Genomic DNA, 25351 nt, shown 5'->3' with positions numbered 1-25351 from the left:
CGTCTGTCCTGTGTCCAAAGGGGCCGAGATTGCGCGCCTTGTAGGGCAAGGACGCGCCCGTGGGAAGGGTCAAGTCACCGCAGGGCGGTCTAGATAAATAAAAACGGGCCCCGCAATCGTGCAGGGCCCGTGTGTTGACTAAGAAAGAACCGGGTCAGGCAGGTGCTTCACCCTTGTTGACGGCATCCGCCGCGGCTGCGCCGACTGCTGCCTTTTGTTCTTCCGTCAGGTTCTCGGCCTCTTCCAAGCCGGGGATCGCTACGCGCACTTCGCGGCGGGCAAAGTCGATGCCGTTTTCCTTGAAGGCCGCTTTCACGCGATTGAAGATTTCCTTACGCAACGTGAACTGCTTGCCCGGTTTGGCCATGAACTTACCTCGGATGATCATGCCAACATCGTCGAAATCAAACACACCCTGAGATTTGAATGGCTGAAGGAACCCGTCTTTGTGGGTTTCGTCTGCCATCATCTCGGCCCCAATCTTCTTGAAGATCTTTTTGACCTTGTTTGGATCGGTATCGAATGGAACGGTGAATTTCAGCTTCATAATCACCCAGTCGCGGCTGAAATTTGTCAGTTTCTGAATTTCGCCGTAAGGGATCGTGTGAACCGGTCCGCGGTGGTGTCGCAGTTGCATGGAGCGGATCGAAATCTTCTCAACCGTTCCCATTGTGCCGCCAACATCGACATATTCACCGACGCGGAAGGCATCATCAATCAGGAAGAAGATGCCGCCGACGATATCAGCCACCAACTTCTGCGCGCCAAAACCAATGGCCAGACCCAGGACACCAGCACCAGCCAGCAGCGGGGTGATGTTGATACCCAACGCCCCCAGCGCCAGCAGCAAGAAGATCACAGCGATCGAGACCTGCGCCGTCACGCGCAACAGAGGCAGGACCGTCGCCAGACGGGACCCACCAGCACCGCCGCCTTCGCCGGCTTCTTCGTCGGGGCTTTGTTCGGCCGCGGTCTGTTCCTTGGCCAGCCGGCGGTTGATCCACAGGGATACCGCTTCGTTTAGGATGTAACCGACTGCGATGATGATAAAGAACTGAATGACCTTGCTGCCAGATTCTGTTCCACCGCCCGCAATCTCTTGCAGATCCAGATCCCAGGCGTTCGCGATCATCAGAATGATCAGGATACCAGCCAGAACCCGACCAATGCGGATATAGCTGCGCTTGGTCGACTTGTAGGCGCGTTCTGCAACCGGTCCATCGCCCAGCATCGGAGGCTGAAGGTGGCGGACCAGCCCACGGATCAGCGTATCCAACGCCGGCGCAATCAGGAGCCAGAACATGGTGGTGAAATGGGCGCCATGCGCCAGCAACTCGAAAACGGCCGGGTTGCGCTGTGCCGAAAGGTATTCAACAAGCAGCCATGTACCCGCCGAGACACCTATGGCCAGATAGGGATAAAGGCGCGCGACCTCTTCGTCGAAACGCGTGCGGTCGGGGTCAGACCCCCGCATCATGTCAGACAGTCCATCACGCGCGCGCCACGCGATCACGCCGATATAGATATGGATCGCTGTATTGAGCCAGAATCCCAAGCGCGATTCACCCGGCATGACACCATTGAGCGCGTTAAAGTCCAGAATGAACAGCGTGAATCCGATTAGCAGGAAAAGGCCAATCAGGTTCCGATGCAGATACTTTGCCCAATGGTCATCGACGTTCACAAGTCTCAGGTCGTGCTGTTTGGGCGCCAGAATAAACCGTGAAATAGCCGCACCCAGACGCGGGAACCAGATCATGTAGAATACAAAGGGGGCCGCCTGAGCAATCTGTTGTTCGTTCAACAACTGCCGTCCGACAAAAACGAGGGTGTAGTAAAAGACCAGCAGGCCCAGGAACTCGAACAGGAACCGTTTGAATAGAAAGGTCACGGCCCCACGAAGGTTCGATGATGCGTCGCCATCGACAACCTTGATCCAGCGGCGCGTCCACAGACCAACGACGTTTTCCGCCGCATACCCAATCGCCAGCGCCAGGAACGTAAATCCAAACAGCGACATGAGGCCACTTGAACCGAAGTTCGCTCCGAAGTTCGAGAAAGCCTCGACCTGGGCGCTTACCAAAAGGGGTATCTTTCGGATCACGTCCAGCCACGAGGCAGTCATGCTGGTGACGGTGTCTGAAATCGTTTGGATCAGACCCTTTCTGGCCTGAGTGGTTTCGGCCTGTTGCGCCGCCACAGCGTCGAGGCGTTCCAGCAAAATGGCGCGAACCTGATCGTCGGACATGCGCGCAACAAGGTCATCCACCTGCTCGGGTGTCAGATCCTCGGGAATTGAGATGGAGGCTGTCGAACCGGAAGTACCGCTTTCCTGCGCGGCCAGAGGCCCTGAAAGTAGAATAACTGACAGCATCGCCAAAAGAAGGCGAAATGGGTGAAACATCGAATCTGTCCTCGAACACATGTATTGGTATTTTTCTCGGATCATAGGTCTAAGTGCCCGGCATTCCCAGATGTTTCACCGACTCAAGGCCCGTTCTGATGCTTGAAGGCAAAAAAAAGGCCGAGCACTAAGCTCGGCCATAGTCCAACAGGGAGGTATGAAGATGATGAGCGTTTCAGCATCACCGCCTTCGAGTGCTCATTTAGGGATCAGTTTATGAACGATCAAGATTTTTCAGACTGATGAATGGGAATGTCCGCTATGCTTTTCGTGCATAGCTATAGTTTTCCCATTTGCTTCAGTTGCTTGCGTTGTTCAATAATTTCATCCTGAACAAAATCCCTAAACGCCGCAACGCGCTTGGAATGGCGCAATTCCTCGGGGTACGCGAGGTAAACGGGGACATCGGCCGTTTCGATATCGCTCAAAATCGGAACCAGATGTGGGAAATCCTGGGTCACATAGTCCGGTAAAACACCAATACCAAGATTGTGCAAAACGCCCTGTAAGACGCCGAAATAGTTGTTCACTGTCAGCAACGACCCGGGGTTATAGGTCATGAGATGCCGAACCATTGATGCGCTTGCGCCTACTTGTGGGGCTGCCGGAGTTTGACAGATCAGCCGATGGGTCGAAATTTCCTCGAGTGACCCGGGCGTACCGTTTTCGGCAAGGTATTCCTTTGTCGCATAAAGCTGCATCTGCACGGTCATCAACCGTTTGCGAACAAGGTCGGCCTGACTGGGTTCCTTCATACGGATGGCAACGTCGGCCTCGCGCATTGGCAGGTCCAGCACACGTTCTTCCAGCATCAGGTCGATATTCAGGTCAGGATATTGCTCATAAAGTTTAGGGAGGCGCGGTGCCAACCAAAGCGTTCCGAACCCGAAGGTCGTTGTGACGCGCAGAACACCAAAAACCTCTTCTTCACTGTCGCGGATGCGTGCTGCCGCAGCATCCAATCGTTTGGACATGGCCGAGGTTGCATCGAACAACAGCTCACCTTGTTCGGTCAGGATCAAGCCGCGGGCGTGACGGTGAAACAGGGTCGAATCAAGCGATTCTTCCAATGCCCGAATTTGGCGGCTTACGGCGGATTGCGACAGGTTCAGTCGATCGCCCGCGTGGGTTAGACTGCCTGCATCGGCCACTGCATGAAATATCCTAAGCTTGTCCCAGTCCATCGCCGCAACTTTCGTTATCCTTCGGAATGCCTATATGAAATAGGTAACAACTTCCACATTCAAACGGTGAAATCCTTATGTTTCAGAGGATAAACTCTATACAGGTCAGGAATTGTGACCTAATATGTGTATAAATGAAGCACACTGATCTGACGAGGGGAGACGTCTGATGAGTCAGCCACTGATATCGCTAAATGACCGGTTCGATCTGGAGAAGAACCCGGTTCTGCTGAACGGAACACAGGCTTTGGTGCGCCTGATGTTGATTCAGAAGGCAAGGGACAAACAAGCAGGACTAGACACAGCAGGTTTGGTGACCGGGTATCGGGGATCACCACTTGGGGCCGTTGATCAGCAGATGATCCGCGCTCAGAAGCAATTGGCCGAAAGCGATGTCACTTTTCAGTACGGTTTGAACGAAGACCTTGCGGCCACGGCGCTGTGGGGAAGCCAGCAGGCTGGTTTGCGTGGGGATGGAAAATACGACGGTGTCTTTGGCCTTTGGTACGGCAAGGGGCCCGGCGTTGATCGATCTGGTGACGTGATGCGTCATGCGAATATGGCTGGTACAGCCAAGCACGGCGGCGTTCTAATGGCGATGGGCGATGACCACACTGGCGAAAGCTCGACCGTTTTGCATCAGTCCGAGTGGTCACTGGTCGACACCTATATGCCCGTGGTCAGCCCGGCCGGGGTTCAGGAAATTCTGGATTATGGCGTCTATGGATTTGCACTCAGCCGGTTTGCTGGCGTCTGGGTTGGTCTGAAGACGATGAAGGACACGATCGAAGTGACGTCCGTCGTGGATGGCAGCGTGGACCGAATGAAGGTGATAACGCCGGACTTTGAGATGCCTGAGGGCGGCTTGAACATCCGGCTTGGCGACACACCACATCTGCAAGAAGCACGGATCATCGACTATAAGCGGTTTGCGGCTGAAACATTCTCGCGCGCCAACAAGATGGACAAGCGGGTTTGGGGCAAACCCGGTGCCAAGATCGGTTTTGTAGCTGCCGGGAAGAATTGGCTTGACCTTGTTCACGCCATGTCACTTTTGAATATCGATGAGGCCGAGGCCGAACGGCTTGGGATCACGACCTATAAGGTCGGGCAAACATTCCCGCTGGACATGGCCGGGTTCCACGAATGGGCCGAAGGGCTGGACCTGATCGTGATCGTTGAGGAAAAGCGAAAATTGATCGAAGTTCAGGTCAAAGAAGCCATTTTCGACGATCGCCGGGGGCGCCGCGTTTACGGCTGGTACAAGGGCGGCGCAGGTACGCTGCACCGGGAGGAGCTATTCCCGACCCGTGGCGCGCTTGACCCGATTATGATCGCCGAGAAACTAGGAGAAATCCTGATCGAGGAAGGTCGTGAAACCGACGGCATTCGCGGCGGCCTCGATTCGTTGTCCGCAGCCCGACGCGCCGACAACGCCGAAGAGATCGCGACCCGCCTTCCGTATTTCTGTTCGGGCTGTCCGCATAACAGCTCGACCAAAGTGCCGGACGGAAGCCGCGCATATGCCGGCATCGGGTGTCACTATATGGTTCAGTGGATGGACAGGAATACGTCCGGCTTTACCCAAATGGGCGGAGAGGGCGCGAACTGGATCGGTGAAGAGCCGTTCTCAACCACTCAGCACGTGTTCCAGAACCTTGGGGATGGAACCTATAATCATTCCGGGGTGCAGGCCATCCGGGCGGCATTGTCTGCGAGAACGAACATCACCTTCAAGATTCTGTTCAATGACGCGGTTGCTATGACCGGCGGGCAAGGGAATGAAGGCGACCTGACCGCCGAGCGGATCGTAGCCGAAGTTAAGGCGATGGGCGTAAAGGACGTCGCTTTGGTCTATGACGAGAAAGAGGATGTGAACTTCAAGGCTCTGCCCGCCGGAGTCGAGACATTTGAACGCGCGGAACTCATGCATGTTCAGGAACGGTTCCGAGACATCGAAGGGGTTTCCGTTATCGTCTACGTACAGACTTGCGCTGCCGAAAAACGGCGGCGTCGCAAGCGCGGTACTTTCCCCGATCCGGACAAGCGGGTGTTCATCAATACCGATATCTGCGAGGGCTGCGGCGATTGCGGCATTCAGTCGAACTGTGTGTCGATCGTGCCCCAAGAGACAGAACTGGGGCGTAAGCGCGCGATTGATCAATCCAGTTGCAACAAGGATTTTTCCTGTTTGAAAGGGTTTTGCCCTTCTTTTGTTACCCTGGAAGGGGCGGAAATCCGGAAGGAAGCCACAACCGAGATTGACCTGCCCGACCTGCCTTTGCCCACTCTGCCGACGATCCATGGCACTCATAACGTGGTGATTACCGGTATTGGCGGCACCGGGGTTGTTACACTTGGCGCGGTTTTGGCGCAGGCCGCTCAGGTCGACGGCAAAGGCGCCGGGATGATGGAGATGGCTGGGCTGGCGCAGAAAGGTGGCGCAGTGCACATTCACTGTCGCCTCGCCGACCGGCCCGAAGACATAAGCGCAATTCGCGTCGCCACGGGTGAGGCCCACGCATTGATCGGCGGTGATCTTGTCGTGTCCGCCGGGTCCACGACACTTGGTCTAACCCGCGCAGGTCAGACAGGAGCAGTGGTGAACAGCCACGAGACAGTCACGGGTGATTTCACGCGAGACACCAAGTTCCGTATTCCCGGTGACAGGCTGGAACTGGCATTGCAGGCGCGTTTGAAAGACGACGTTTCCCTTTTTGACGCCACCGATCTGGCGCGTGCGGTAATGGGGAATTCGATCTATTCCAACATGATGGTTTTTGGGGCCGCATGGCAGCGCGGGTTGCTACCAATCAGCCATGAGGCCGTTTTGACGGCGATAGAACTGAACGGAACTGCGGTTGAGCGCAATAAACGGGCATTCGACATTGGACGCTGGGCCGTTTTGCACCCCGAAAAAGTCAGCGAAATTCTGCGCCCCAAGGTTGCCGAACTGCCCAAAACTCTGGATCAACTGATCGAGTTCCGGGCAAATCATCTATCCGAGTACCAAAGTGCCCGACTGGCAAAGCGATACCGGAAACTGATTGACTCGTTCGAGGATGCGGAAGTCAAAGAAGCCGCAGCAAAAGGGTATCACAAGCTGTTGTCCTATAAGGATGAATACGAGGTTGCCCGCTTGCTGTTGTCCAGCCGCGATAAGGCTGCTGCTGAATTCGACGGGGACTTCAAGATGACCTTCCACCTTGCCCCTCCATTGCTGGGCGGTACCGGACCGGACGGACGCCCACGCAAACGCGATTTTGGCGAATGGATGCTGGGTCCGCTTAAGATAATGAGCAAGTTTAAATTCCTGCGCGGTACACCGTTGGATATTTTCGGCTACAGCACGGAACGGCGCATGGAGCGTGCTTTGATCAAGCAATATGAGCGTGATTTCAAAGAGGTGTCTTCGCTGATCACGCCGCAGACAAAAGACGCCGTTGTTGCGCTGGCCCAGTTGCCGTTGGATATCCGGGGTTTCGGACCTGTTTTGAAGGAAAACGAGGCTAAAGCAGCCAAGCGTCGCGAAGAACTGTTGGCAACGATCCGAAGCGGAGGGCCCGATTTGCGCGCAGCCGCCGAGTAAATCGTCACAGCCCTGTCACGATATCTAGGCAAAGTTGATGCCTGCACATAAATAGCAGGCAACAAACCCCGGAGTCGTCCATGCCCTCGCGCCGCCATGTCGTACGTGACATTTCTTATGCTTATTCCGCCGAAACCAAGGGCGGACGCATGGTCATTAAGCTGATGGAGAATACAACCGGCCGGATGCGGTTGATCAAGCGGGCGGACGGGTACGAGAAAGAAGTCGCCAATGGGCGCGATTTCTGGTCGGTGATGGTGGATCGGTACGGTCTTTCGCTGGATGTAGTTGGCGGGTCACTGGCGAATATTCCCAAGACTGGGCCGTTGATCCTGATCGCCAATCATCCGTATGGCATTCTGGACGGGATGATGATGGGGCATATGCTATCCCAGACCCGTGGCGATTTCCGCATTCTGGCGAACAGAGTGTTCCGAAAGGCTGAGGACCTAAACCGCATCGTGCTGCCAATTTCGTTTGATGACACGAAAGAAGCGGTGAAGCTGAACCTGGAGACTCGGAAAACAGCCTTGAACTACCTGGGTGAGGGTGGCGCAATCGGCATTTTCCCCGGAGGCACTGTCAGCACGGGCGCAAAACCGTTCTCCCACCCGATGGATCCGGGGTGGCGCGGGTTCACCGCGCGGATGGTCGCCAAGTCGAACGCCACTGTGGTTCCTGTCTTTTTTGACGGCCACACCTCGCGCCTGTTTCAGATCGCCAGCCATCTGCACAGCACTTTACGTATGGGTTTGTTGATCAAAGAGTTCAAAAAGCGCGTAGATACACCTGTCAAAGTCGCCATCGGAGAGCCGATTGGCCGCGACGTTCTGAACCCTTTGGCAAAGGATACGCGCAAGATGATGGATTTCCTGCGCAAAGCCACGTATGAGCTGTCTCCAAAGCCGCTAAGGTCCTATGACTACGGCTATGAATTCGAGGAACGGCATCGCGCCTGAAGGGGCAAATGGCAGTAGGTATTTTTGATTCTGGTTTGGGCGGTTTAACCGTGCTGGACGCCGCGCAGCAACGTCTGCCGGACGTGGATTTTCTGTATTTCGCAGACAGCGCTCACGCGCCTTACGGGGTGCGGGACGCCGAAAACATCTATGATCTGACGCGCAGCGCTGTGAACGATCTGTGGAGCCGCGGCTGTGATCTGGTGATTCTGGCGTGCAACACGGCAAGCGCCGCTGCCCTGCGTCGGATGCAGGAAGAGGGCGTACCAGAAGGCAAACGGGTTCTGGGTGTATTCGTTCCATTGATCGAAGCGCTAACGGAACGTCAGTGGGGCGATAACAGTCCCCCGCGCGAAGTTGCCGTGAAACATGTTGCCCTGTTTGCAACCCCGGCCACCGTCGCCAGCCGAGCGTTTCAGCGCGAACTGGCTTTCCGGGCGATCGGTGTGGATGTCGAGGCTCAGGCCTGTGGTGGCGTTGTCGATGCGATCGAAGATGGCGACATGATTTTGGCCGAGGCGCTGGTTCGCAGCCATGTCGATGCGCTCAAACGCAAGATGCCCGAGCCGCAGGCCGCCATTTTGGGGTGTACACATTACCCGTTGATGGCGGACACGTTCCAGCAGGCACTTGGCACCAATGTCGAGGTGTTCAGTCAGGGCGATCTGGTGGCGGAAAGCCTGGCAGATTACCTGCAGCGGCACCCCAAGATGCTTGGCGAAGGGACAGGCGGCTTTTTGACAACCGGGAAGCCAGACGTTGTCAGTGATCGGGCGACACAGTTCCTCCGACGACAAATCACATTCGAGGCCGCCTGACTTAGGTCAAGGATTGTTCCCGGCTGGCCCCTTAGTTCAAAGATCGTCACTTCGGCGATCGTAATGTGTGACACTCAGAAACAAGAGGTCTCAGATGACCCATAAAATCGCAATTCTGGGCGCTTCGGGATATACCGGCGCTGAACTTGTTCGGTTGATCGCCGAACATCCGAACATGGAAATCACCGCCCTTGCCGCCGAGCGCAAAGCGGGCCAACCGATGGCGCAAGTCTTTCCTCATCTGCGTCATATGAACCTGCCGGATCTGTGCAAGATATCTGAAATCGACTTCTCGCAAGTTGACCTGTGTTTTTGCGCGCTGCCGCATAAGACCAGTCAGGAAGTCATCCGCAATCTGCCTAAAGCGTTAAAGATCGTTGATCTGTCCGCAGACTTTAGATTGCGTGACCCCGACGAATACGAAAAGTGGTACGGCAACCCTCATGTGGCCTTGGAACAGCAAGACGAAGCCGTCTATGGCTTGACCGAGTTCTATCGCGACGACATTCGCCAAGCTCGACTCGTTGCGGGAACGGGATGCAACGCCGCGACGGGGCAATATGTTCTGCGCCCGTTGATCTCGGCCGGGGTGATTGATCTGGACGACATCGTTCTGGACCTCAAATGCGCCGTGTCGGGGGCAGGGCGCTCACTCAAGGAAAACCTACTGCACGCGGAACTCAGCGAAGGGTATAATGCTTACGCTGTTGGCGGCACGCATCGGCATCTCGGAGAGTTTGATCAGGAGTTTTCCGCCTTGGCCGGACGCCCTGTGCACGTTCAGTTTACGCCGCACTTGATACCGGCGAACCGGGGAATTCTGGCGACCACCTACGTCAAGGGCGATCCTGCCAGTGTCTATGAGGCATTGGCCAAGACCTATCAGAATGAGCCGTTCATCCAGATGTTGCCCTATGGTAAAACGCCCTCGACGCACCATGTGCGGGGTTCGAATTTTTGCCATATTGGCGTGGTTGCAGACCGGATTGAACGCCGCGCAATTGTGATCGGTGCGTTGGATAACCTGACAAAAGGTAGCAGTGGACAAGCCTTGCAGAATGCCAACCTGATGTTAGGTGAAGCTGAAACCGCTGGTCTAATGATGGCCCCTCTGTTCCCGTGAGGATATCATGAAGTCACTCAAGAAACGTCGTCGCGTACAAATCATTCTGCTGGCCGTTGTGGCCTTGGTGTCCTCGACGGTGTTGATTGGGTGGGCACTGCAGGACGGTATCAACTTTTTTCGCTCGCCCAGTGAAGTGATCGCTGAACCACCCAAACCGACCGAAGTGTTTCGGATAGGCGGCCTTGTCGAAGAAGGCTCGATTGTTCGCGGTCAGGGTGAAACGGTGACATTTGTTGTGACGGATGGCGGAGAAAGCGTGCCAGTCGCCTTTACGGGTGTTTTGCCAGACCTGTTTTCAGAAAATCAGGGCATGGTCGGCACCGGAAGTTACGTAAATGGTGTTTTTGAAGCGACTGAAATACTTGCGAAACATGATGAAACCTACATGCCGAAAGAGGTAGTGGATGCCCTCAAGGAACAAGGCGTTTATCAACACGCCGACGAAGGCTGATCCGACGAATTTCCACTAGGCACAAGGGCGTTGCGTAGGAAGACTATGCAGCGCCCTTTCTTGTTTTCTGGTCTTAACACTATTGACTGACCGTTCTGTCACACTTTGAAGGAGGGTGCGGTGCAGACGGTTCGACAAATCGCCACACAGATTGTGACCCGAGAAGGCGGGTTTGTTGATGACCCAGACGACCCGGGCGGCGCAACCAAGTATGGTGTAACAATCCACACAATGCGACGGCTTGGTTTGGACCTTTCTGGTGACGGAAAGGTAAACAGGGAAGATGTGAGACTGCTTAACAAATCACAGGCGGTCGACATTTTTGTAACCCATTACTTCAAGGGTCCGCGTCTGGGGCTTTTGCCAAGGAATTTACAGTCTTCGTTATTCGATATGTATGTCAACTCTGGCGCGCAAGCCGTTAAAATATTGCAGATATTATTGCGCGATATGGGGTATTCAGTAAATGTAGATGGGGTTGTTGGACCGCAGACAGCAAACGCCGCACAAAAGGCTTCGCGACCAGAACCTGTGGCCTTGAAAGACGCCTATGGAGTGGCTCGGAGGAATTATTATTTCCGATTAGCAGACCGCCGACCCTCGGCCAGAAAATATGCACGGACGCGGGCAGGCGGCAAAGGTGGGTGGATACGCCGGGCCGAGGAATTCATCTCGCCGGTTTACCATCTGAGTGATGCAGAGTTTCAGACAAGGGTGGCGGGATGGGACTGATATCCGAGGTTTTGACGTTCCTCTTTGGCGGCGGAAGGAACGTGGTACGCGAAACAACTGAGGTTTTTCGCCAAAATGCCGAAAACGCAGCCGTTCGTGATCTGACCTTGCAACAACAGGCAATGCTCCAATTCGGCACCGAATTCAGCGCGGCCAACAAAAGCAGGTACGATCGGGTGCTGGATGGTCTTAATCGTTTACCTAGACCGGCGCTGGCCCTTGGCACACTTGGCTTATTTGTCGCTGCAATGGTTGATCCGCTTTGGTTCGCAGCCCGGATGCAGGGCATTGCTTTGGTTCCTGAGCCGTTGTGGTGGTTGTTGGGTGTGATCGTGTCCTTTTATTTTGGCGCCCGCCATCAGGCCAAGGCACAAGATTTGCAACGAGAGCTATCCGCGGCAGTTCAGCGCGTGCCCCAAGTCGTGGAAAATATTAGGCTAATTGAGGGATTGCGTACCGAAGCCATTGGTTCCGCTGACCCCGGCACTGACGCCGAATTGGCGGAAAACGCGCTTCGGCCCGATATGAACCGCGCACTGGAGGACTGGAGGCATCAGCGGTCCGGCTGAAGCCGCGACACTATGTGCGCCCCTACGGGGCGAAAGTTATTGGTTATCGCCCCGCATCAGGATTATATGCGGGGCCATGATTACTGAACTCGGTCACTTCACCCTGATACTCGCCTTTCTCGTCGCGATTGTTCAGACGGTATTCCCACTTATCGGCGCGGGCTACCGCTGGACGGGTTGGATGAAGTTCGGAGAAACGGCTGCAATTGCCCAATTCGCGCTGGTCTCATTTTCTTTTGGCGCGCTGGTCTGGGCCTTTATGACGTCGGATTTTTCGCTGCGCATCGTCGTGGAAAACAGCCACTCGCTGAAACCGATGCTTTACAAGATCAGCGGAACCTGGGGAAACCATGAGGGGTCGATGCTTCTGTGGGTTCTTATCGTTGCGCTGTTTGGTGCAATGGCTGCCTTCTTTGGCGCTGGTTTGCCACCCACACTCAAGGCCCGTGTTCTGTCAGTACAGGCCGCTATTGGTGTCGCGTTTTATGCGTTCATCCTGTTCACATCTAATCCTTTCGACCGGCTCATCGTTGCCCCGTTCGACGGGCAGGACTTGAACCCTCTGTTGCAGGATCCGGGCTTGGCGTTTCACCCCCCGTTTTTGTATCTGGGCTATGTGGGGTTGAGCATGGCGTTCAGCTTTGCCGTCGCCGCCTTGATCGAGGGGCGCATCGACGCCGCATGGGGCCGCTGGGTTAGGCCATGGACTTTGGCGGCGTGGATTTTTCTGACGATTGGCATCGCTTTGGGATCGTGGTGGGCGTATTATGAACTGGGCTGGGGCGGTTTCTGGTTCTGGGACCCGGTTGAAAACGCATCGTTTATGCCATGGCTTCTGGCGGCGGCTTTGTTGCATTCCGCCATCGTAGTGGAAAAACGCGAAGCCCTCAAAAGCTGGACTATCCTTCTGGCCATCATTGCCTTTGGCTTTTCTCTTATCGGGACGTTTATCGTTCGATCCGGCCTGCTGACATCCGTTCATGCCTTCGCGAATGACCCGGAACGCGGTGTGTTCATCCTGTTCATTCTTGTCATTTTTATTGGCGGGGCGCTTACCCTGTATGCAGCCCGTGCTCAGGCGATGGAGGCAAAGGGCGTCTTCGGCATGGTCAGCCGCGAAAGCGCGCTGGTTCTTAACAACATCCTGCTGGCCGTAAGCTGCTTTGTCGTGTTCTTCGGAACGATGTGGCCGATGGTGGCGGAAATGGCGTTTGACCGGAAGCTTTCGGTTGGTCCACCGTTCTTCAACGCGGCCTTCACGCCATTCATGATTGCTTTGGGAATAGCCCTTCCTGTTGGGGCGATGCTTCCATGGAAACGGGGCAAGATTGCGAAAGCCGCCTATTCATTGCGCTTTGCCTTTGTTCTGGCGGTGGCTCTGGCGCTGTTGGTGTGGGCAATGCAGACCGGTCGCAGTGCATTGGGGCCTGCAGGTCTGTTTCTGGGCGCATGGATTACCTTTGGCGCAGCTGTGGATCTTTGGAGCCGCACCGGGCGCAAAGGCAACCTGTCGCGTCTGTTCCGCCTTCCCGGCGCTGATTGGGGCAAAGCCGTCGCGCATACGGGGCTTGGCGTTACAATGTTCGCCATAGCGGGCCTTACCGCGTGGGAGGTTGAGGATATTCGTGTTGCCCAACCGGGAAAACCATTCGATGTGGGACAGTTTACGTTCACATTGGAAGATGTCCGGCGGGTAGAGGGACCGAACTACTTTTCAACCATGGCCGAAGTTCTGGTGGAAAAGGATGGACGACCTGTCGCTACCCTGTATCCGGAAAAACGCGACTATCCGGTTGCCAGAATGCCCACCACCGAAGCGGCAATCGACTATCGTTTTCTGCGCGACGTATATGTCGTGATCGGTGATCAACAGGCTGACGGTGGCTGGGTGATGCGGACGTATATCAAACCTCTGGCCAACTGGATTTGGGGTGGCTGTATTCTTATGGCCCTTGGTGGCTTCATCAGCTTGTCTGACCGCCGCTTCCGTGTTGCGGCAGGTGCGCGCAAGGCCCCTTCGGGTGGAGTTCCCGCAGAATGAAACGACTGCTTTTGATCCTCGCGTTTCTTGCATCGCCCGTGTGGGCGGTTCAACCGGACGAAGTTCTGGACGACCCAGTTCTAGAACAGCGCGCGCGCGACCTGAGCACAGGTCTGCGATGCCTTGTGTGCCGAAACGAGAGTATTGATGAAAGCAATGCCGACCTTGCACGTGACCTTCGCCTTTTGCTTAGGGAAAGACTGGTCGCAGGCGACACCGATGATGAGGCGATTAAATTCATCGTGGATCGTTACGGCGAATACGTTCTGTTGAGGCCTACCTCTTCTGGGGCAAACCTTGTGCTGTGGCTGGCCGGTCCAATCATGCTGTTGATCGCAGCGGGTCTGGGTTGGAACTTTGTGCGCAAGCGGTCAAACGCGCAACAATCCACAGGCGGTGAGGCCCTGACCGACACTGAAAAAGAGCGGTTAGAACAAATTCTTAAGGACTAACGGTTCGTCGGGCTTTCCCTCTCAAGGTAATTGCGTCAGGGTCGCGTGAAATCTAGGACGAACGGGAGGAACGCATGGACTACGAAACGCTGTTGTTGGACGTTGCCGATGATCTGGCAGTAGTCACATTGAACCGGCCAGACAAAATGAATGCGATGACCGCGCAGATGCGGGCCGAAGTCACACATGCCATGAAACACGCAGCGCGCAATGCCCGCGCAGTCGTACTGACAGGTGCAGGCGGCGCGTTCTGTTCGGGTCAGGATCTGGGAGATTCCTCAAGCACTGGCAAAATCGACCTCGAGCGTACTCTTCGGGATGAGTACGAACCAATGCTTGAAACGATTTATAACTGTCCGGTTCCCACCATCGCTGCCGTGAATGGCGCTGCGGCCGGGGCAGGGGCCAACCTTGCGCTGTGTGCCGATGTTGTGATCGCGTCAGAAAGTGCGTATTTCCTTCAGGCTTTTGCGCGAATTGGATTGCTGCCCGATGCGGGCGGCACATGGTTCACACCACGGCAGATGGGGTTCGCAAAGGCCATGGGTGCAGCCTTGTTCGCCGATAAGATCAGCGCGCGGCAAGCTGATGAATGGGGCTTGATTTGGGAAGCTGTTCCTGATGAGGAATTTGACGCGCACTGGCGCAAGCGCGCATCCTATCTTGCCAAAGGTCCAACTGCCGGTTTCGGAGCGATCAAGCAAGCCATTCGGGGTACTTACGACAAGACGCTAAGTCAGCAGTTAGAGATCGAAGCCCATTTACAAGGCAAATGCGGACGAACCCGAGACTTTGCCGAAGGCGTGGTGGCCTTCATGGAAAAACGCCCCCCGAAATTCGAGGGGCGCTAAACCTTATGCTCTGCGACGGCGGCGGGCCCTGCGTTCGGGCACATCCGCCTCTTCGGTGCCGTCCGAGGCTGACGAAAACGGCCCGAGTGCCTCAGTAATCTGATCCAGTGTAGGGCGAGAGCCGCGCGAAGTGGTATCAAGGGCTTCGCGCATCTTTCGAAGATGCGCTGGCATGGTGCCACAGCAGCCGCCAATGATCGTCGCGCCGGAATCACGTGCCATCGCTGCGTATTGCCCCATCAACTCGGGCGTGCCGTCATAGTGGATATGGCCGTTGACGTATTTTGGGATGCCTGCGTTGCCTTTTGAGATCACCGGGCGCTCGGTCCCTTGGGCCACAAAACCAAGAACGGTGCGCAGGATGTCAGATGCACCAGTTCCACAATTCGCACCGAAGGCCACGGGCGGGTTCGGTAGGGTCTCGACCAATTGGGCCAAATCTGCCGAAGTGACGCCCATCATGGTGCGCCCGGCGGTATCAAAGCTCATCGTGCCACACCAGGGCATGTCGGCCAGCGCAAAAGCTTCGGCTGCGGCGCGGAACTCTTCCGGGGCGCTGATTGTCTCAAGCCAAAGAACATCCGCACCGCCAGCCTTCAACGCTTCGGCTTGTTCATGGAACATCTCGACAGCGCCAGCATGGGACAGGCTTCCGATGGGTTCCATAATCTCGCCCGTCGGGCCGACCGAACCGGCGACGATTACGGGGCGTCCGGCTTTGTCAGCGACCTCGCGGCCCAACTCAGCGCCGGCCCGGTTCAACTCGGCCACGCGGTTTTGGGCATCGTGCAGCTTCAACCGCGCCGATGTTCCACCAAACGTGTTTGTCAGAAACAGGTCACTGCCCGCATCGACCGAGCCTTGATACAAAGCCTTGATTTTTTCGGGTGCATCCACGTTCCACAACTCAGGCGCGTCGCCGGATTGCAAACCCATATTGAACAGGTTTGTTCCGGTGGCACCATCAGCCAGAATCGTATCGTTGGTTTCCAGAAATGTGTTGAGCGCGTTTGTCATTGAGGTTTCCAGATGTCGGCAAGGCCGAACAAGGCCGTATAAACTAAGATGCCCCGTCTCTCATGGACGGGGCATCAAATCAAATTCATAAAACTCATGAAGATCATGAGGTGGGCGTTTGCCTTACTGAGCTTCGCTCAGAATCTGCGCCTTGGCCTCAGGCAAAAGCTCAGCCATTTTCGCGCGGATTTCATCATCGGATGACAAAGAGCCAAGGTCGCCGGACACTTTACGAACCACGTCCTCGTGGCCTGCTTCTTCCATATCGGCGATCACTACGGTTTTCGCATAATCTTCAGCCTCAGCACCGGACTTGCCCAGCTTTTCCGCGGCCCAAAGGCCCAAAAGCTTGTTGCAGCGTGCCTGTGCCTTGAACTGCATCTCTTCATCATGCGCAAATTTGGCTTCAAAGGCGTTTTCGCGTTCGTCAAACGTGGTCATTGATTGGGGACCCCTTGGATTACATCTTCTTAATTGATGATATGACTATAGCTGCGTCCAGACGCAAGGTATTTGCGCTGCGTCAAAGCCCCTCGGGTCGTCGAACTTGCGGGAAAGTGGGGCTTGGACTATGAGAGCGCGAAGAAGCAGGGGAAATCCCCGGCTCAACAGTCTGGAAGGGTCGCTTATGGCGCGTCGCAAGAAAATCTACGAAGGCAAAGCGAAGATTCTGTATGAAGGCCCCGAGCCGGGCACAATCGTGCAGTATTTCAAGGATGACGCCACTGCATTCAACGCAGAAAAGAAGGATGTCATCGACGGCAAAGGCGTTCTGAACAACCGTCTGAGCGAATTCTTCATGAACGGCCTGAACCAGATCGGCGTGCCGACCCATTTCATTCGTCGCCTCAACATGCGCGAACAACTGGTTCGCAGTTGCGAGATCGTACCCCTTGAAGTGATCGTGCGCAATTATGCGGCCGGAACAATGTCCAAGCGCCTTGGGATTGCTGAGGGAACGCAGTTGCCGCGACCTATCGTCGAGTACTGCTATAAAGATGATGCTTTGGGTGACCCTCTGGTGACTGAAGAGCACATTGCAGCATTCGGTTGGGCCAGCCAGCAGGACATGGACGATATCCTTAGCCTTGCATTGCGTGTGAACGACTTCATGAGCGGCATGATGCTGGCGGTAGGTATCCGACTGGTCGACTTCAAGATCGAGATCGGCCGCGTTTTTGAGGGCGATTTTCAACGCTTGATCGTAGCCGACGAGATCAGCCCGGACAGTTGCCGCCTGTGGGATATTGAAACGGGCCAGAAATTGGACAAGGACGTGTTCCGCCGCGATCTGGGCAGCCTGACAGATGCCTATTCCGAGGTGGCGCGTCGTCTGGGTGTTCTGCCCAAAAGCAATGTGACCAAGCCGACACTTATCAATTGAGGCGATGGCCTCAATCTGACCATAAAACGCCGCACCTGTTTGCGGCGTTTTTTATTTGCCGTCGGTCCTGCGGCAAACTGCGTGCGGACAAGGGTTGTCGAATGGCCAAAGGCGCGTTATCCCCCGCGCAACGGAACGGGCCGTGACCGAAGGCCCTTAGCTGGAGTTGCAGGAATGAAAGCACGGGTGCATGTGATGCTCAAGAACGGGGTTCTGGACCCGCAGGGTGAAGCGGTGCGTCATGCGTTGGGCGCTATGGGCTTCGATCAGGTCGAAGGCGTGCGCCAGGGCAAAGTGATCGACCTGGAACTGGCTGAAGGCGCGACCGAAGCCGACGTGACCCAGATGTGCGAAAAGCTGTTGGCCAACACGGTCATCGAACGCTACGAAATCGAACTGGTCTGACGGGATGCGGGATGCGCTCTATTCCGGGCGGCTGGCCGTGTTCGGCGCCGGTGGAATGCCAAGTTGGCGCTATCCTTCACTTGTATCGTTGATCGCTGGGGGCGGTGTTGATCTGAGCCCGCTGGCGTCACGTCAGAATTCACTGTCTCTGGCAAGTGAAGAACTTGCCGCCGTTGATCATCCGACGCCACTTGGCGTTGCCGTGGTCGCCGATTATTTGCATTAGGAGGCCCCGTAATGCGCGCAGCAGTCATCGTATTTCCCGGTTCGAACTGTGACCGAGATCTGGCCGTAGCCTTCGAACAGGCCGGCTTTCAGGTTGATATGGTCTGGCACAAGGACGCCGCCTTGCCCGAGGGGGTGGACATTGTCGGCGTACCCGGTGGTTTTTCTTACGGTGATTATCTGCGCTGCGGTGCGATCGCTGCGCAGTCGCCGATCTGCAAGGCAGTCGTAGATCACACACAGCGGGGCGGCTACGCGCTGGGTATTTGCAACGGTTTTCAAATTCTGACCGAAACCGGCATCCTTCCGGGTGCTTTGCTGCGAAATGCTGGCCTCAAGTACATCTGCCGAACGGTCGGCCTGAAGGTCCAGACCAGCGCCAGTGCATTTACCGAAGGATATAATGCAGGGGATGTGATCGGGATTCCAATTGCCCACCACGACGGCAATTATTTCGCAGATGACGCCACGCTGGATCAACTGCGGGACCAGGATCGGGTGGCGTTCACCTATACCGAGAATCCGAATGGCTCGGTTGGCGACATCGCTGGTATCTTGTCTGAAAACCGTCGCGTTCTTGGAATGATGCCGCATCCCGAACGTGCGGCAGACGAAGGCCACGGTGGAACAGACGGAACGGCATTGTTCCGCGCATTGTCAGGCGTGCTTGCACCTGCATGACTTGAGGTCGCAGACAAGCCCGCGTAGTTTCCGGGTATGAGTTCCGACGATCGCTCAGGGTGGGCTTCACTGCAAAAACCTTTCCGCGGCGCGCCATTGGGTTGGCGCCTGCGAGTTGCGGTTTCCATTCTACTGATTGCGACCGTTGCAACAATCTGGGTAACCAACCGGTTATTAACAGATCGGTTTACGGAATCCACACGCAACCGGGCCGAACTGCGCCTGGCCCTGTATTCCGGCAACCTGCTGAGTGAACTGCGCCGGAACGCAATTGTTCCACAGCTTTTGGCGCGGGACCCAACCCTGATTTCGGCATTGCAATCCAGCGATTTTACGCTTTCCACTCAGCGCCTTATATCATTTGTTGAAGAAATTGGCGCGGCATCTTTGATGCTGTTGGACAGTGATGGGCGCACCGTTGCCGCCACTGATCGCAGCAGGTTGGGCGAAGCGCACCGGAACTCTCCATACTACGTGGAGGCTGTCCGCGCGAATTCGACCATTTTCACCGTTATCGAGAATGAAACCGGGTCGTACAGCTTTACCTACTCACGCCGAATGGACGCCGGTTCGGATATTCTTGGGGTTATCGTTGTCGAGGTCGACCTGCAAAAGTTCGAGCGTGCCTGGGCCGGTATCTCTGACGCGGTGATGGTGGCAGATAGTACCGGCACGATTATTCTTTCGACTGAACCGAAGTGGCGGGGACTGGAAGAAAGTGCAGCCCTGGTGCGTCAACCACCCGAAGGCGCGATTGAACGTGCCATCCGCGCGACAACCGATTGGACGGCATTGCCACCAGACGCCTATCTGCAAGGCGAAGCCGTGATGCGACTGGACACGCGAATTCCGTTCAGAGGCTGGCAAATGACGTCGTTCACGACCTATTCCTCAATTCGGGAAAAGGTGAACAGCGTCATCGCGCTGGAAATCATGGGTTTTGCGATTCTTCTGGCGCTTGCCTTCTATGCGCTCAGTCGCCGGGCAACCTTCCGCATGGCCTTGTTCCAACGCGAGTCGGCAGAGCTTCGCGCATTGAACACAAGGCTACAGCGGGAAATTGCTGAACGTGAGAGGGTCGAAAAGACGCTGGAAGTGGCAGAACAGACGCTTGCGCAAAGCTCAAAACTTGCAGCCCTTGGTGAGATGTCGGCGGCGGTCAGTCACGAGTTGAATCAACCATTGGCTGCAATGAAAACCTATTTGGCGGGCGCACGCCTGCTGTTGCGCCGAAACCGCCCCGAAGAGGCGTTGGCCAGCTTTGGCCGCATCGACGGCCTGATCGAGCGGATGGGAGCCATTACTCGACAGCTCAAGTCCTATGCGCGCAAGGGCGCGGATGCGTTTTCGCCTGTAAATCTTGGTGAAGCGCTGGCCTCGGCCCTGTCGATGATGGAACCGCAACTGCGGCAGCGTCATGTTAAGATCACGCAAATTCTCCCGGAAGAACCCGTGTTTGTGATGGGGGATCGGATGCGGATTGAACAGGTCATGGTGAACCTCTTGCGGAATGCGCTGGATGCCACCAAATCTGTAACAGAGCCAGATGTCGAAATAATTCTGGCCGTGGGCGACATGGCGGTGTTGACTGTAAGGGATAATGGTCACGGGATCGAAGACATCGAAAACCTGTTCGAGCCCTTTTACACGACCAAACAACCCGGCGATGGCGTTGGGCTGGGGCTTGCCATCTCGTCCGGGATCGTGAACGACCATGGCGGACGGCTGACCGCGCGCAACAGCCCGAACGGAGGCGCGGTGTTTGAAATGCAGCTGCCGACACTAGGAAGCGACGGCCTTGCGGCCGCGGAATAACGGGGAAAGACTATGGCACAAGCCATGAAGATTGCCATCGTGGACGACGAACAGGACATGCGCCAGTCGATCAGTCAGTGGTTGGCGTTGTCGGGATATGACACGGAAACCTTTTCCAGTGCCGAAGATGCGCTCAAGGTTCTTGGGCCTGAATACCCCGGGATCGTCATCTCCGACATCAAGATGCCGGGCATGGATGGCATTCAATTGTTGAAAAAGCTGATGGGTGCGGACAGCACTCTGCCGGTTATTATGATCACCGGACATGGCGATGTTCCCATGGCGGTAGAGGCCATGCGGGTCGGGGCGTTCGATTTTCTTGAGAAGCCGTTCAACCCGGATCGGATGTCAGAGCTTGCCAAGCGCGCCAGCAACGCGCGGCGCCTGACGCTCGACAACCGTGCCCTGCGGCGGGAATTATCGGACGGCACGCAGATCATGAACAAGTTGATCGGTGCCAGCCCTGTGATGGACCGTCTGCGTGAAGACATTCTGGATCTGGGTCAGGCCGACGGCCACGTGCTGATCGACGGCGAAACAGGTACTGGCAAGACGCTAGTGGCTCATGCATTGCACGCTGTTGGCAGCCGGGCAGGTAAGAAGTTTGTTCTGGTGTCTTGTGCTGCGCTTGAGGAAGAGGCCCTGTCAAAGCGCCTGTTCGGACCGATGATGCCCGAAGACGCACAATTACCAGCGATCGAAGAGGCGCGCGGCGGGACTTTGGTCTTGGAAGATATCGAAGCCCTGAGCGATACGTTACAAGCGCGGCTGCTGAGTGTGATGAACGATCAGGGAACACCGGCCGAAACGCGTATAATAGCAATTTCAAACCTTCAAGAGGCTGGCAAGACCAGCGAAGATGTGCTGCGCCCTGACTTGTTCTACCGTTTGGCTGCGCTGCGGATTACCATGCCCCCGTTGCGGCAGCGTGGTGAGGATATCCTGACATTGTTCACCCGTCTGAGTGAGCAATTTGCCGAGGAATATGGCTGTGACGCACCGCAGGTCAGTGCTCAGGAAGCAGCGCAGTTGTTGCAAGCTCCGTGGCCGGGCAACGTGCGTCAGTTGATCAATATTGCCGAGCGTGCTGTTCTGCAATCGCGTCGCGGCTCGGGCACCATTGCTTCGTTGCTGATGTCGGATCACGAAGAAATGCAACCGGTGATGACGACCGAAGGTAAACCTCTGAAAGAGTATGTCGAGGCATTCGAACGCATGTTGATCGACAATACGATGCGCCGCCACAAAGGCTCAATCGCGTCCGTGATGGAGGAACTGTGCCTTCCACGGCGTACCTTGAACGAGAAAATGGCCAAGTACGGGCTTCAGCGTTCGGACTATCTGTAAAGGCGAGGAGGGGGCCAGCCCCCTCTTGAGCCATTGGCTCAATTCACCCCCGAAGTATTTTTGAACAGAAGAAGGTGCAGATGCCTGCTAGAAGGCACTGTCATGCAGTTTGCCCATTGTCTTTTCCACAGGACTGCTTTTATTGTAACCGAACGGGCCGGGCCTTTTTGCGCCCCCAAGTCCCGAATCTTTGAGTTTCGCTGCAATGCCGCAGGTGGTGACAATCTCCCACACAGGCTGCGCAGACCGATTGTGCCCCTTAGCGGGGCAAGTGAACGCCTGAACCCGTCTATACGGGTGATAGGAATAAATGGGCAGGCAGCGTAGGACCGCGCCTGTCGGAGAAGAACCGCGATGACGCGCGCGCAACGATTGACCATACGGGCAGGGGGCCACAGCGCCGGACCCTGCTGCGCGCCGTCCGAAATCGCCCTGACAAGACACCACCCCAAAAGCGCCTGTCCACCCGGACGGGTCAGGACAACGCGTTTGGCGCGGTGCACCAAGGACACATGGCTAAGAAAATGCTTATCGATGCCACCCACGCGGAGGAAACCCGCGTTGTGGTGGTCGACGGAAACAAGGTCGAGGAGTTCGATTTTGAATCCGAAAACAAACGCCAGCTTGCTGGCAACATCTATCTTGCAAAAGTAACGCGGGTCGAACCATCCCTGCAGGCTGCGTTCGTTGACTACGGTGGCAATCGCCACGGGTTTCTTGCGTTTTCAGAGATCCATCCGGATTATTACCAGATTCCTGTCGCTGACCGTGAAGCGTTGATGGAAGAAGAGCGGGCTTATGCGGAAGCGTTGAAAGCACGCGATGAGGCGGAGGAATCCAAGCCTAAGAAACGTCGCTCGCGCTCTCGGACCAAAGCTGCAGACGTAAAAACCGATGATGCGGTCGAAACGCTTGATGTTTCGAACGAGCCTTCCGGGATGGAGACAATTGACCTCGGCGATGGGGAAGAAAGTCCCGATCTTGATGTGCCGGAGGGGACGTCCCCTGCAGATCGCGTTGCCGAAACACCCGTTGAGGAGCCCGTTGACGACGCGCCGGACGCATCTGAAAACGCGTCAGGCGAAGGCGTTGTAAGCGCGGCTGACGAGGAATCAGACACCCAAGAAGCGGATTCAGCCGTCGAAACGCCAACTTCAGAAGGTGCCGCCGAGGACAGCTCGGACGGTGACTCCGGTGAAGAAGATGCGGGCGATGCTACCCCCACTGCCGAAGCTGCTGAGCAGACGTCAGACGAAGGCGAAACCAAGGAAGATACGGACGAGGCAGAGGCCCGTGCAGACGCGGCCGCCAAAGACGATTCGATCGAATCCGTTGCGGATGAGGATGACAGTGAGGACATTCGGCCTCCGCGTAAACCGCGGCCGCGTCGTTACAAAATCCAAGAGGTTATCAAGGTTCGCCAGGTCCTGTTGGTTCAGGTCGTCAAGGAAGAGCGTGGAAACAAGGGCGCTGCCCTGACGACGTACCTGTCTTTGGCCGGTCGTTATTGCGTTTTGATGCCCAACACAGCACGCGGCGGCGGGATCAGCCGGAAAATCACGAATGCGCCCGACCGAAAGAAGCTGAAGGAAATCGCAGCCGAGATCGATGTGCCAACTGGCGCAGGGCTAATTATTCGAACGGCTGGAGCCAAGCGCACCAAGTCCGAAATCAAGCGCGACTATGAATATCTTCAGCGGATGTGGGAACAAATCCGCGAGTTGACATTGAAGTCCATCGCACCGGCGAAAATTTATGAAGAAGGCGATCTGATCAAGCGGTCGATCCGCGACCTGTATAACCGCGACATCGACGAAGTTCTGGTTGAAGGTGAAGCCGGTTACCGGATCGCCAAGGACTTCATGAAGATGATCATGCCGTCGCACGCGAAGAACGTGAAACGGTACGAGGACGCGCTGCCTCTGTTCGCGCGCTATCAGGTGGAAAGCTATCTGGCGGGGATGTTCAATCCGACCGTTCAGTTGAAATCTGGTGGCTATATCGTGATCGGCGTGACCGAGGCATTGGTTGCGATTGACGTGAACTCGGGCCGGGCGACTAAGGAAGGCTCGATCGAGGACACCGCGCTTAAGACCAACCTTGAAGCGGCCGAAGAAGTGGCGCGGCAATTGCGCCTGCGCGACTTGGCTGGTCTGATCGTCATCGACTTTATCGACATGGACGAGCGCAAGAACAACACAGCTGTTGAAAAGCGTCTAAAAGACAAGCTGAAAACCGACCGCGCGCGCATTCAGGTTGGCCGGATTTCCGGCTTTGGCTTGTTGGAGATGAGCCGTCAGCGTCTACGCCCCGGAATGTTGGAGGCAACGACGCAGCCTTGCCCGTCCTGCCATGGCACTGGCCTGATCCGCTCGGACGATAATATGGCGTTGACCATTTTGCGCCAGATCGAAGAAGAGGGCACACGCCGCCGGTCGCGTGAGGTACTTGTGCGCTGCCCGGTGAGTATCGCAAACTTCCTGATGAACCAAAAGCGCGAGCACATCGCCCAAATCGAAGCCCGGTATGGCCTGTCCGTTCGGATCGAAGGGGACGTGCATCTGGTCAGCCCTGACTTCTCGTTGGAGAAGTTCAAGACAGCGAGCCGCATTGTGCCCGAGGCGAGTGCCCCGGTTGTTTCCGTAGATGCCTCATTGATGGACCTTGTGGATGCTTCTGACGAAGAGCAGGTTGAGGACGAAGCTCCTCAGGCGGAAGATGAGACAAAACCCAAGCGCAAGCGACGTCGTCGCCGTCGTAAGAAGAGCAACAATTCAGGTGACGCACCTGAGGTGAATGGAGAAGAAGGCGAAGAAGAATCGGCTGAATCTTCAGGTGAGGCGGAAGCAGAAGCTGTTGCAGATGACGCGGCCGAAGAAGAAAAACCGGCTAAACCAAAACGCCGCCGTTCACCCCGCCGCAAGAAAAAAGATCCCGAAACGGCTGAAGCTTCTGAGGAAAGTCAGGCGTCGGACAGCAGCAATGAAAAGCCAGAAGAAACGGCGGACACCGAAACGACCGAACCTTTGGTTGCTGAGAGCGAACCCGTGACCGAGGCGGAAACCGCTGTTGAACCGGAGTCAGTAACAGACTCGGTTTCCGAAGAGATTGTCGAACCGGTTGCCGAGCCAGTGGCGGAAGCACCGGAAGAGCCTGCTCAGGACCCAGAACCGGAAAAACCCGCCGCAGAGCCGGTGTTGGAAGTGGTTGCAGAAGAGCCTGAGGCACCAAGCGATCCTGCCAAACCCAAGCGACGTGGTTGGTGGTCGTTGGGACAATAACAAGATCAGGCGGGTTTCAA

21 protein-coding genes are annotated in these 25351 nt (G+C 56.0%); 17 read left to right on the top strand and 4 right to left on the bottom strand.

Annotation, left to right across the window (positions count from 1 at the left end):
- Positions 1-154 precede the first annotated feature (154 nt).
- Together RUESEDTHA_RS13060 and RUESEDTHA_RS13055 are read right to left on the bottom strand one after the other, a co-directional pair.
- Positions 155-2404 (bottom strand): mechanosensitive ion channel family protein, encoded by a 2250-nt coding sequence (locus RUESEDTHA_RS13060; protein WP_180887255.1) that lies wholly within the window; start codon positions 2402-2404, stop codon positions 155-157.
- A 278-nt stretch (positions 2405-2682) separates the two neighbouring features.
- Positions 2683-3588: a LysR family transcriptional regulator gene (locus RUESEDTHA_RS13055; RefSeq protein ID WP_180887254.1), complete on the bottom strand. Its 906-nt coding sequence runs from the start codon at positions 3586-3588 to the stop codon at positions 2683-2685.
- Between the two features lie 169 nt (positions 3589-3757).
- On the opposite strand from RUESEDTHA_RS13055, the gene RUESEDTHA_RS13050 reads away from it, so the two are divergent.
- From RUESEDTHA_RS13050 to RUESEDTHA_RS13005, 10 genes are all read left to right on the top strand, one after another.
- On the top strand, positions 3758-7177 hold the full coding sequence (locus tag RUESEDTHA_RS13050) for an indolepyruvate ferredoxin oxidoreductase family protein (RefSeq protein WP_180887253.1): 3420 nt from the start codon (positions 3758-3760) through the stop codon (positions 7175-7177).
- A gap of 80 nt (positions 7178-7257) precedes the next feature.
- A complete protein-coding gene (locus RUESEDTHA_RS13045; RefSeq protein ID WP_180887252.1) occupies positions 7258-8136 on the top strand; it encodes a lysophospholipid acyltransferase family protein in 879 nt (292 codons plus the stop codon).
- Between the two features lie 8 nt (positions 8137-8144).
- Entirely contained in the window at positions 8145-8954 is an 810-nt protein-coding gene (locus RUESEDTHA_RS13040) for a glutamate racemase (RefSeq protein WP_180887251.1), read from the top strand.
- A 94-nt stretch (positions 8955-9048) separates the two neighbouring features.
- Positions 9049-10077 (top strand): N-acetyl-gamma-glutamyl-phosphate reductase, encoded by a 1029-nt coding sequence (argC, locus tag RUESEDTHA_RS13035; protein WP_180887250.1) that lies wholly within the window; start codon positions 9049-9051, stop codon positions 10075-10077.
- 7 nt (positions 10078-10084) lie between these two features.
- A complete protein-coding gene (ccmE, locus tag RUESEDTHA_RS13030; protein ID WP_171121351.1) occupies positions 10085-10531 on the top strand; it encodes a cytochrome c maturation protein CcmE in 447 nt (148 codons plus the stop codon).
- A gap of 120 nt (positions 10532-10651) precedes the next feature.
- Positions 10652-11263: a holin-associated N-acetylmuramidase gene (locus tag RUESEDTHA_RS13025; protein WP_180887314.1), complete on the top strand. Its 612-nt coding sequence runs from the start codon at positions 10652-10654 to the stop codon at positions 11261-11263.
- Positions 11254-11832 (top strand): holin family protein, encoded by a 579-nt coding sequence (locus RUESEDTHA_RS13020; protein ID WP_180887249.1) that lies wholly within the window; start codon positions 11254-11256, stop codon positions 11830-11832. The genes RUESEDTHA_RS13025 and RUESEDTHA_RS13020 overlap by 10 nt, the downstream gene beginning before the upstream one ends.
- A gap of 76 nt (positions 11833-11908) precedes the next feature.
- A complete protein-coding gene (locus RUESEDTHA_RS13015) occupies positions 11909-13873 on the top strand; it encodes a heme lyase CcmF/NrfE family subunit (protein ID WP_180887248.1) in 1965 nt (654 codons plus the stop codon).
- Positions 13870-14325 carry a cytochrome c-type biogenesis protein gene (locus RUESEDTHA_RS13010; protein WP_180887247.1) on the top strand — a complete coding sequence of 152 codons (456 nt, stop codon included), beginning with the start codon at positions 13870-13872 and terminating at the stop codon, positions 14323-14325. The genes RUESEDTHA_RS13015 and RUESEDTHA_RS13010 overlap by 4 nt, the downstream gene beginning before the upstream one ends.
- Before the next feature lie 74 nt (positions 14326-14399).
- The gene (locus tag RUESEDTHA_RS13005; RefSeq protein ID WP_180887246.1) at positions 14400-15176 is read left to right on the top strand and encodes an enoyl-CoA hydratase-related protein; all 777 of its coding nucleotides are present in this window, start codon (positions 14400-14402) and stop codon (positions 15174-15176) included.
- A gap of 3 nt (positions 15177-15179) precedes the next feature.
- On the opposite strand, the gene bmt is transcribed toward RUESEDTHA_RS13005, so the two are convergent.
- Both bmt and RUESEDTHA_RS12995 read right to left on the bottom strand, forming a co-directional pair.
- Complete coding sequence (bmt, locus tag RUESEDTHA_RS13000) at positions 15180-16193, bottom strand: betaine--homocysteine S-methyltransferase (RefSeq protein WP_180887245.1); 1014 nt, start codon at positions 16191-16193, stop codon at positions 15180-15182.
- A 123-nt stretch (positions 16194-16316) separates the two neighbouring features.
- Positions 16317-16634 (bottom strand): DUF1476 domain-containing protein, encoded by a 318-nt coding sequence (locus RUESEDTHA_RS12995; protein ID WP_171121358.1) that lies wholly within the window; start codon positions 16632-16634, stop codon positions 16317-16319.
- 187 nt (positions 16635-16821) lie between these two features.
- Here RUESEDTHA_RS12995 and purC point away from each other — a divergent pair, with 187 nt between their 5' ends.
- The 7 genes from purC (at position 16822) to RUESEDTHA_RS12960 (ending at position 25331) form a co-directional block, all read left to right on the top strand.
- On the top strand, positions 16822-17577 hold the full coding sequence (gene purC, locus RUESEDTHA_RS12990) for a phosphoribosylaminoimidazolesuccinocarboxamide synthase (protein WP_171121706.1): 756 nt from the start codon (positions 16822-16824) through the stop codon (positions 17575-17577).
- Positions 17578-17751: 174 nt separating this feature from the next.
- Positions 17752-17982, top strand: coding sequence for a phosphoribosylformylglycinamidine synthase subunit PurS (gene purS, locus RUESEDTHA_RS12985; protein WP_170683997.1), 231 nt, complete (start codon positions 17752-17754; stop codon positions 17980-17982).
- Between the two features lie 4 nt (positions 17983-17986).
- Complete coding sequence (locus RUESEDTHA_RS12980) at positions 17987-18208, top strand: hypothetical protein (protein WP_180887244.1); 222 nt, start codon at positions 17987-17989, stop codon at positions 18206-18208.
- Between the two features lie 11 nt (positions 18209-18219).
- On the top strand, positions 18220-18888 hold the full coding sequence (purQ, locus tag RUESEDTHA_RS12975) for a phosphoribosylformylglycinamidine synthase subunit PurQ (protein WP_180887243.1): 669 nt from the start codon (positions 18220-18222) through the stop codon (positions 18886-18888).
- 36 nt (positions 18889-18924) lie between these two features.
- Entirely contained in the window at positions 18925-20703 is a 1779-nt protein-coding gene (locus RUESEDTHA_RS12970) for an ATP-binding protein (RefSeq protein ID WP_180887242.1), read from the top strand.
- Between the two features lie 12 nt (positions 20704-20715).
- Entirely contained in the window at positions 20716-22050 is a 1335-nt protein-coding gene (locus tag RUESEDTHA_RS12965; protein ID WP_171125158.1) for a sigma-54 dependent transcriptional regulator, read from the top strand.
- A gap of 512 nt (positions 22051-22562) precedes the next feature.
- Complete coding sequence (locus RUESEDTHA_RS12960) at positions 22563-25331, top strand: Rne/Rng family ribonuclease (protein WP_180887241.1); 2769 nt, start codon at positions 22563-22565, stop codon at positions 25329-25331.
- Positions 25332-25351: the final 20 nt, after the last annotated feature.

Source organism: Ruegeria sp. THAF57 (assembly GCF_903914075.1).
Lineage (GTDB): Bacteria > Pseudomonadota > Alphaproteobacteria > Rhodobacterales > Rhodobacteraceae > Ruegeria.
The sequence above is the reverse complement of the archived record's forward strand: the minus strand, read 5'-3'. Positions and strand labels throughout refer to the sequence as shown.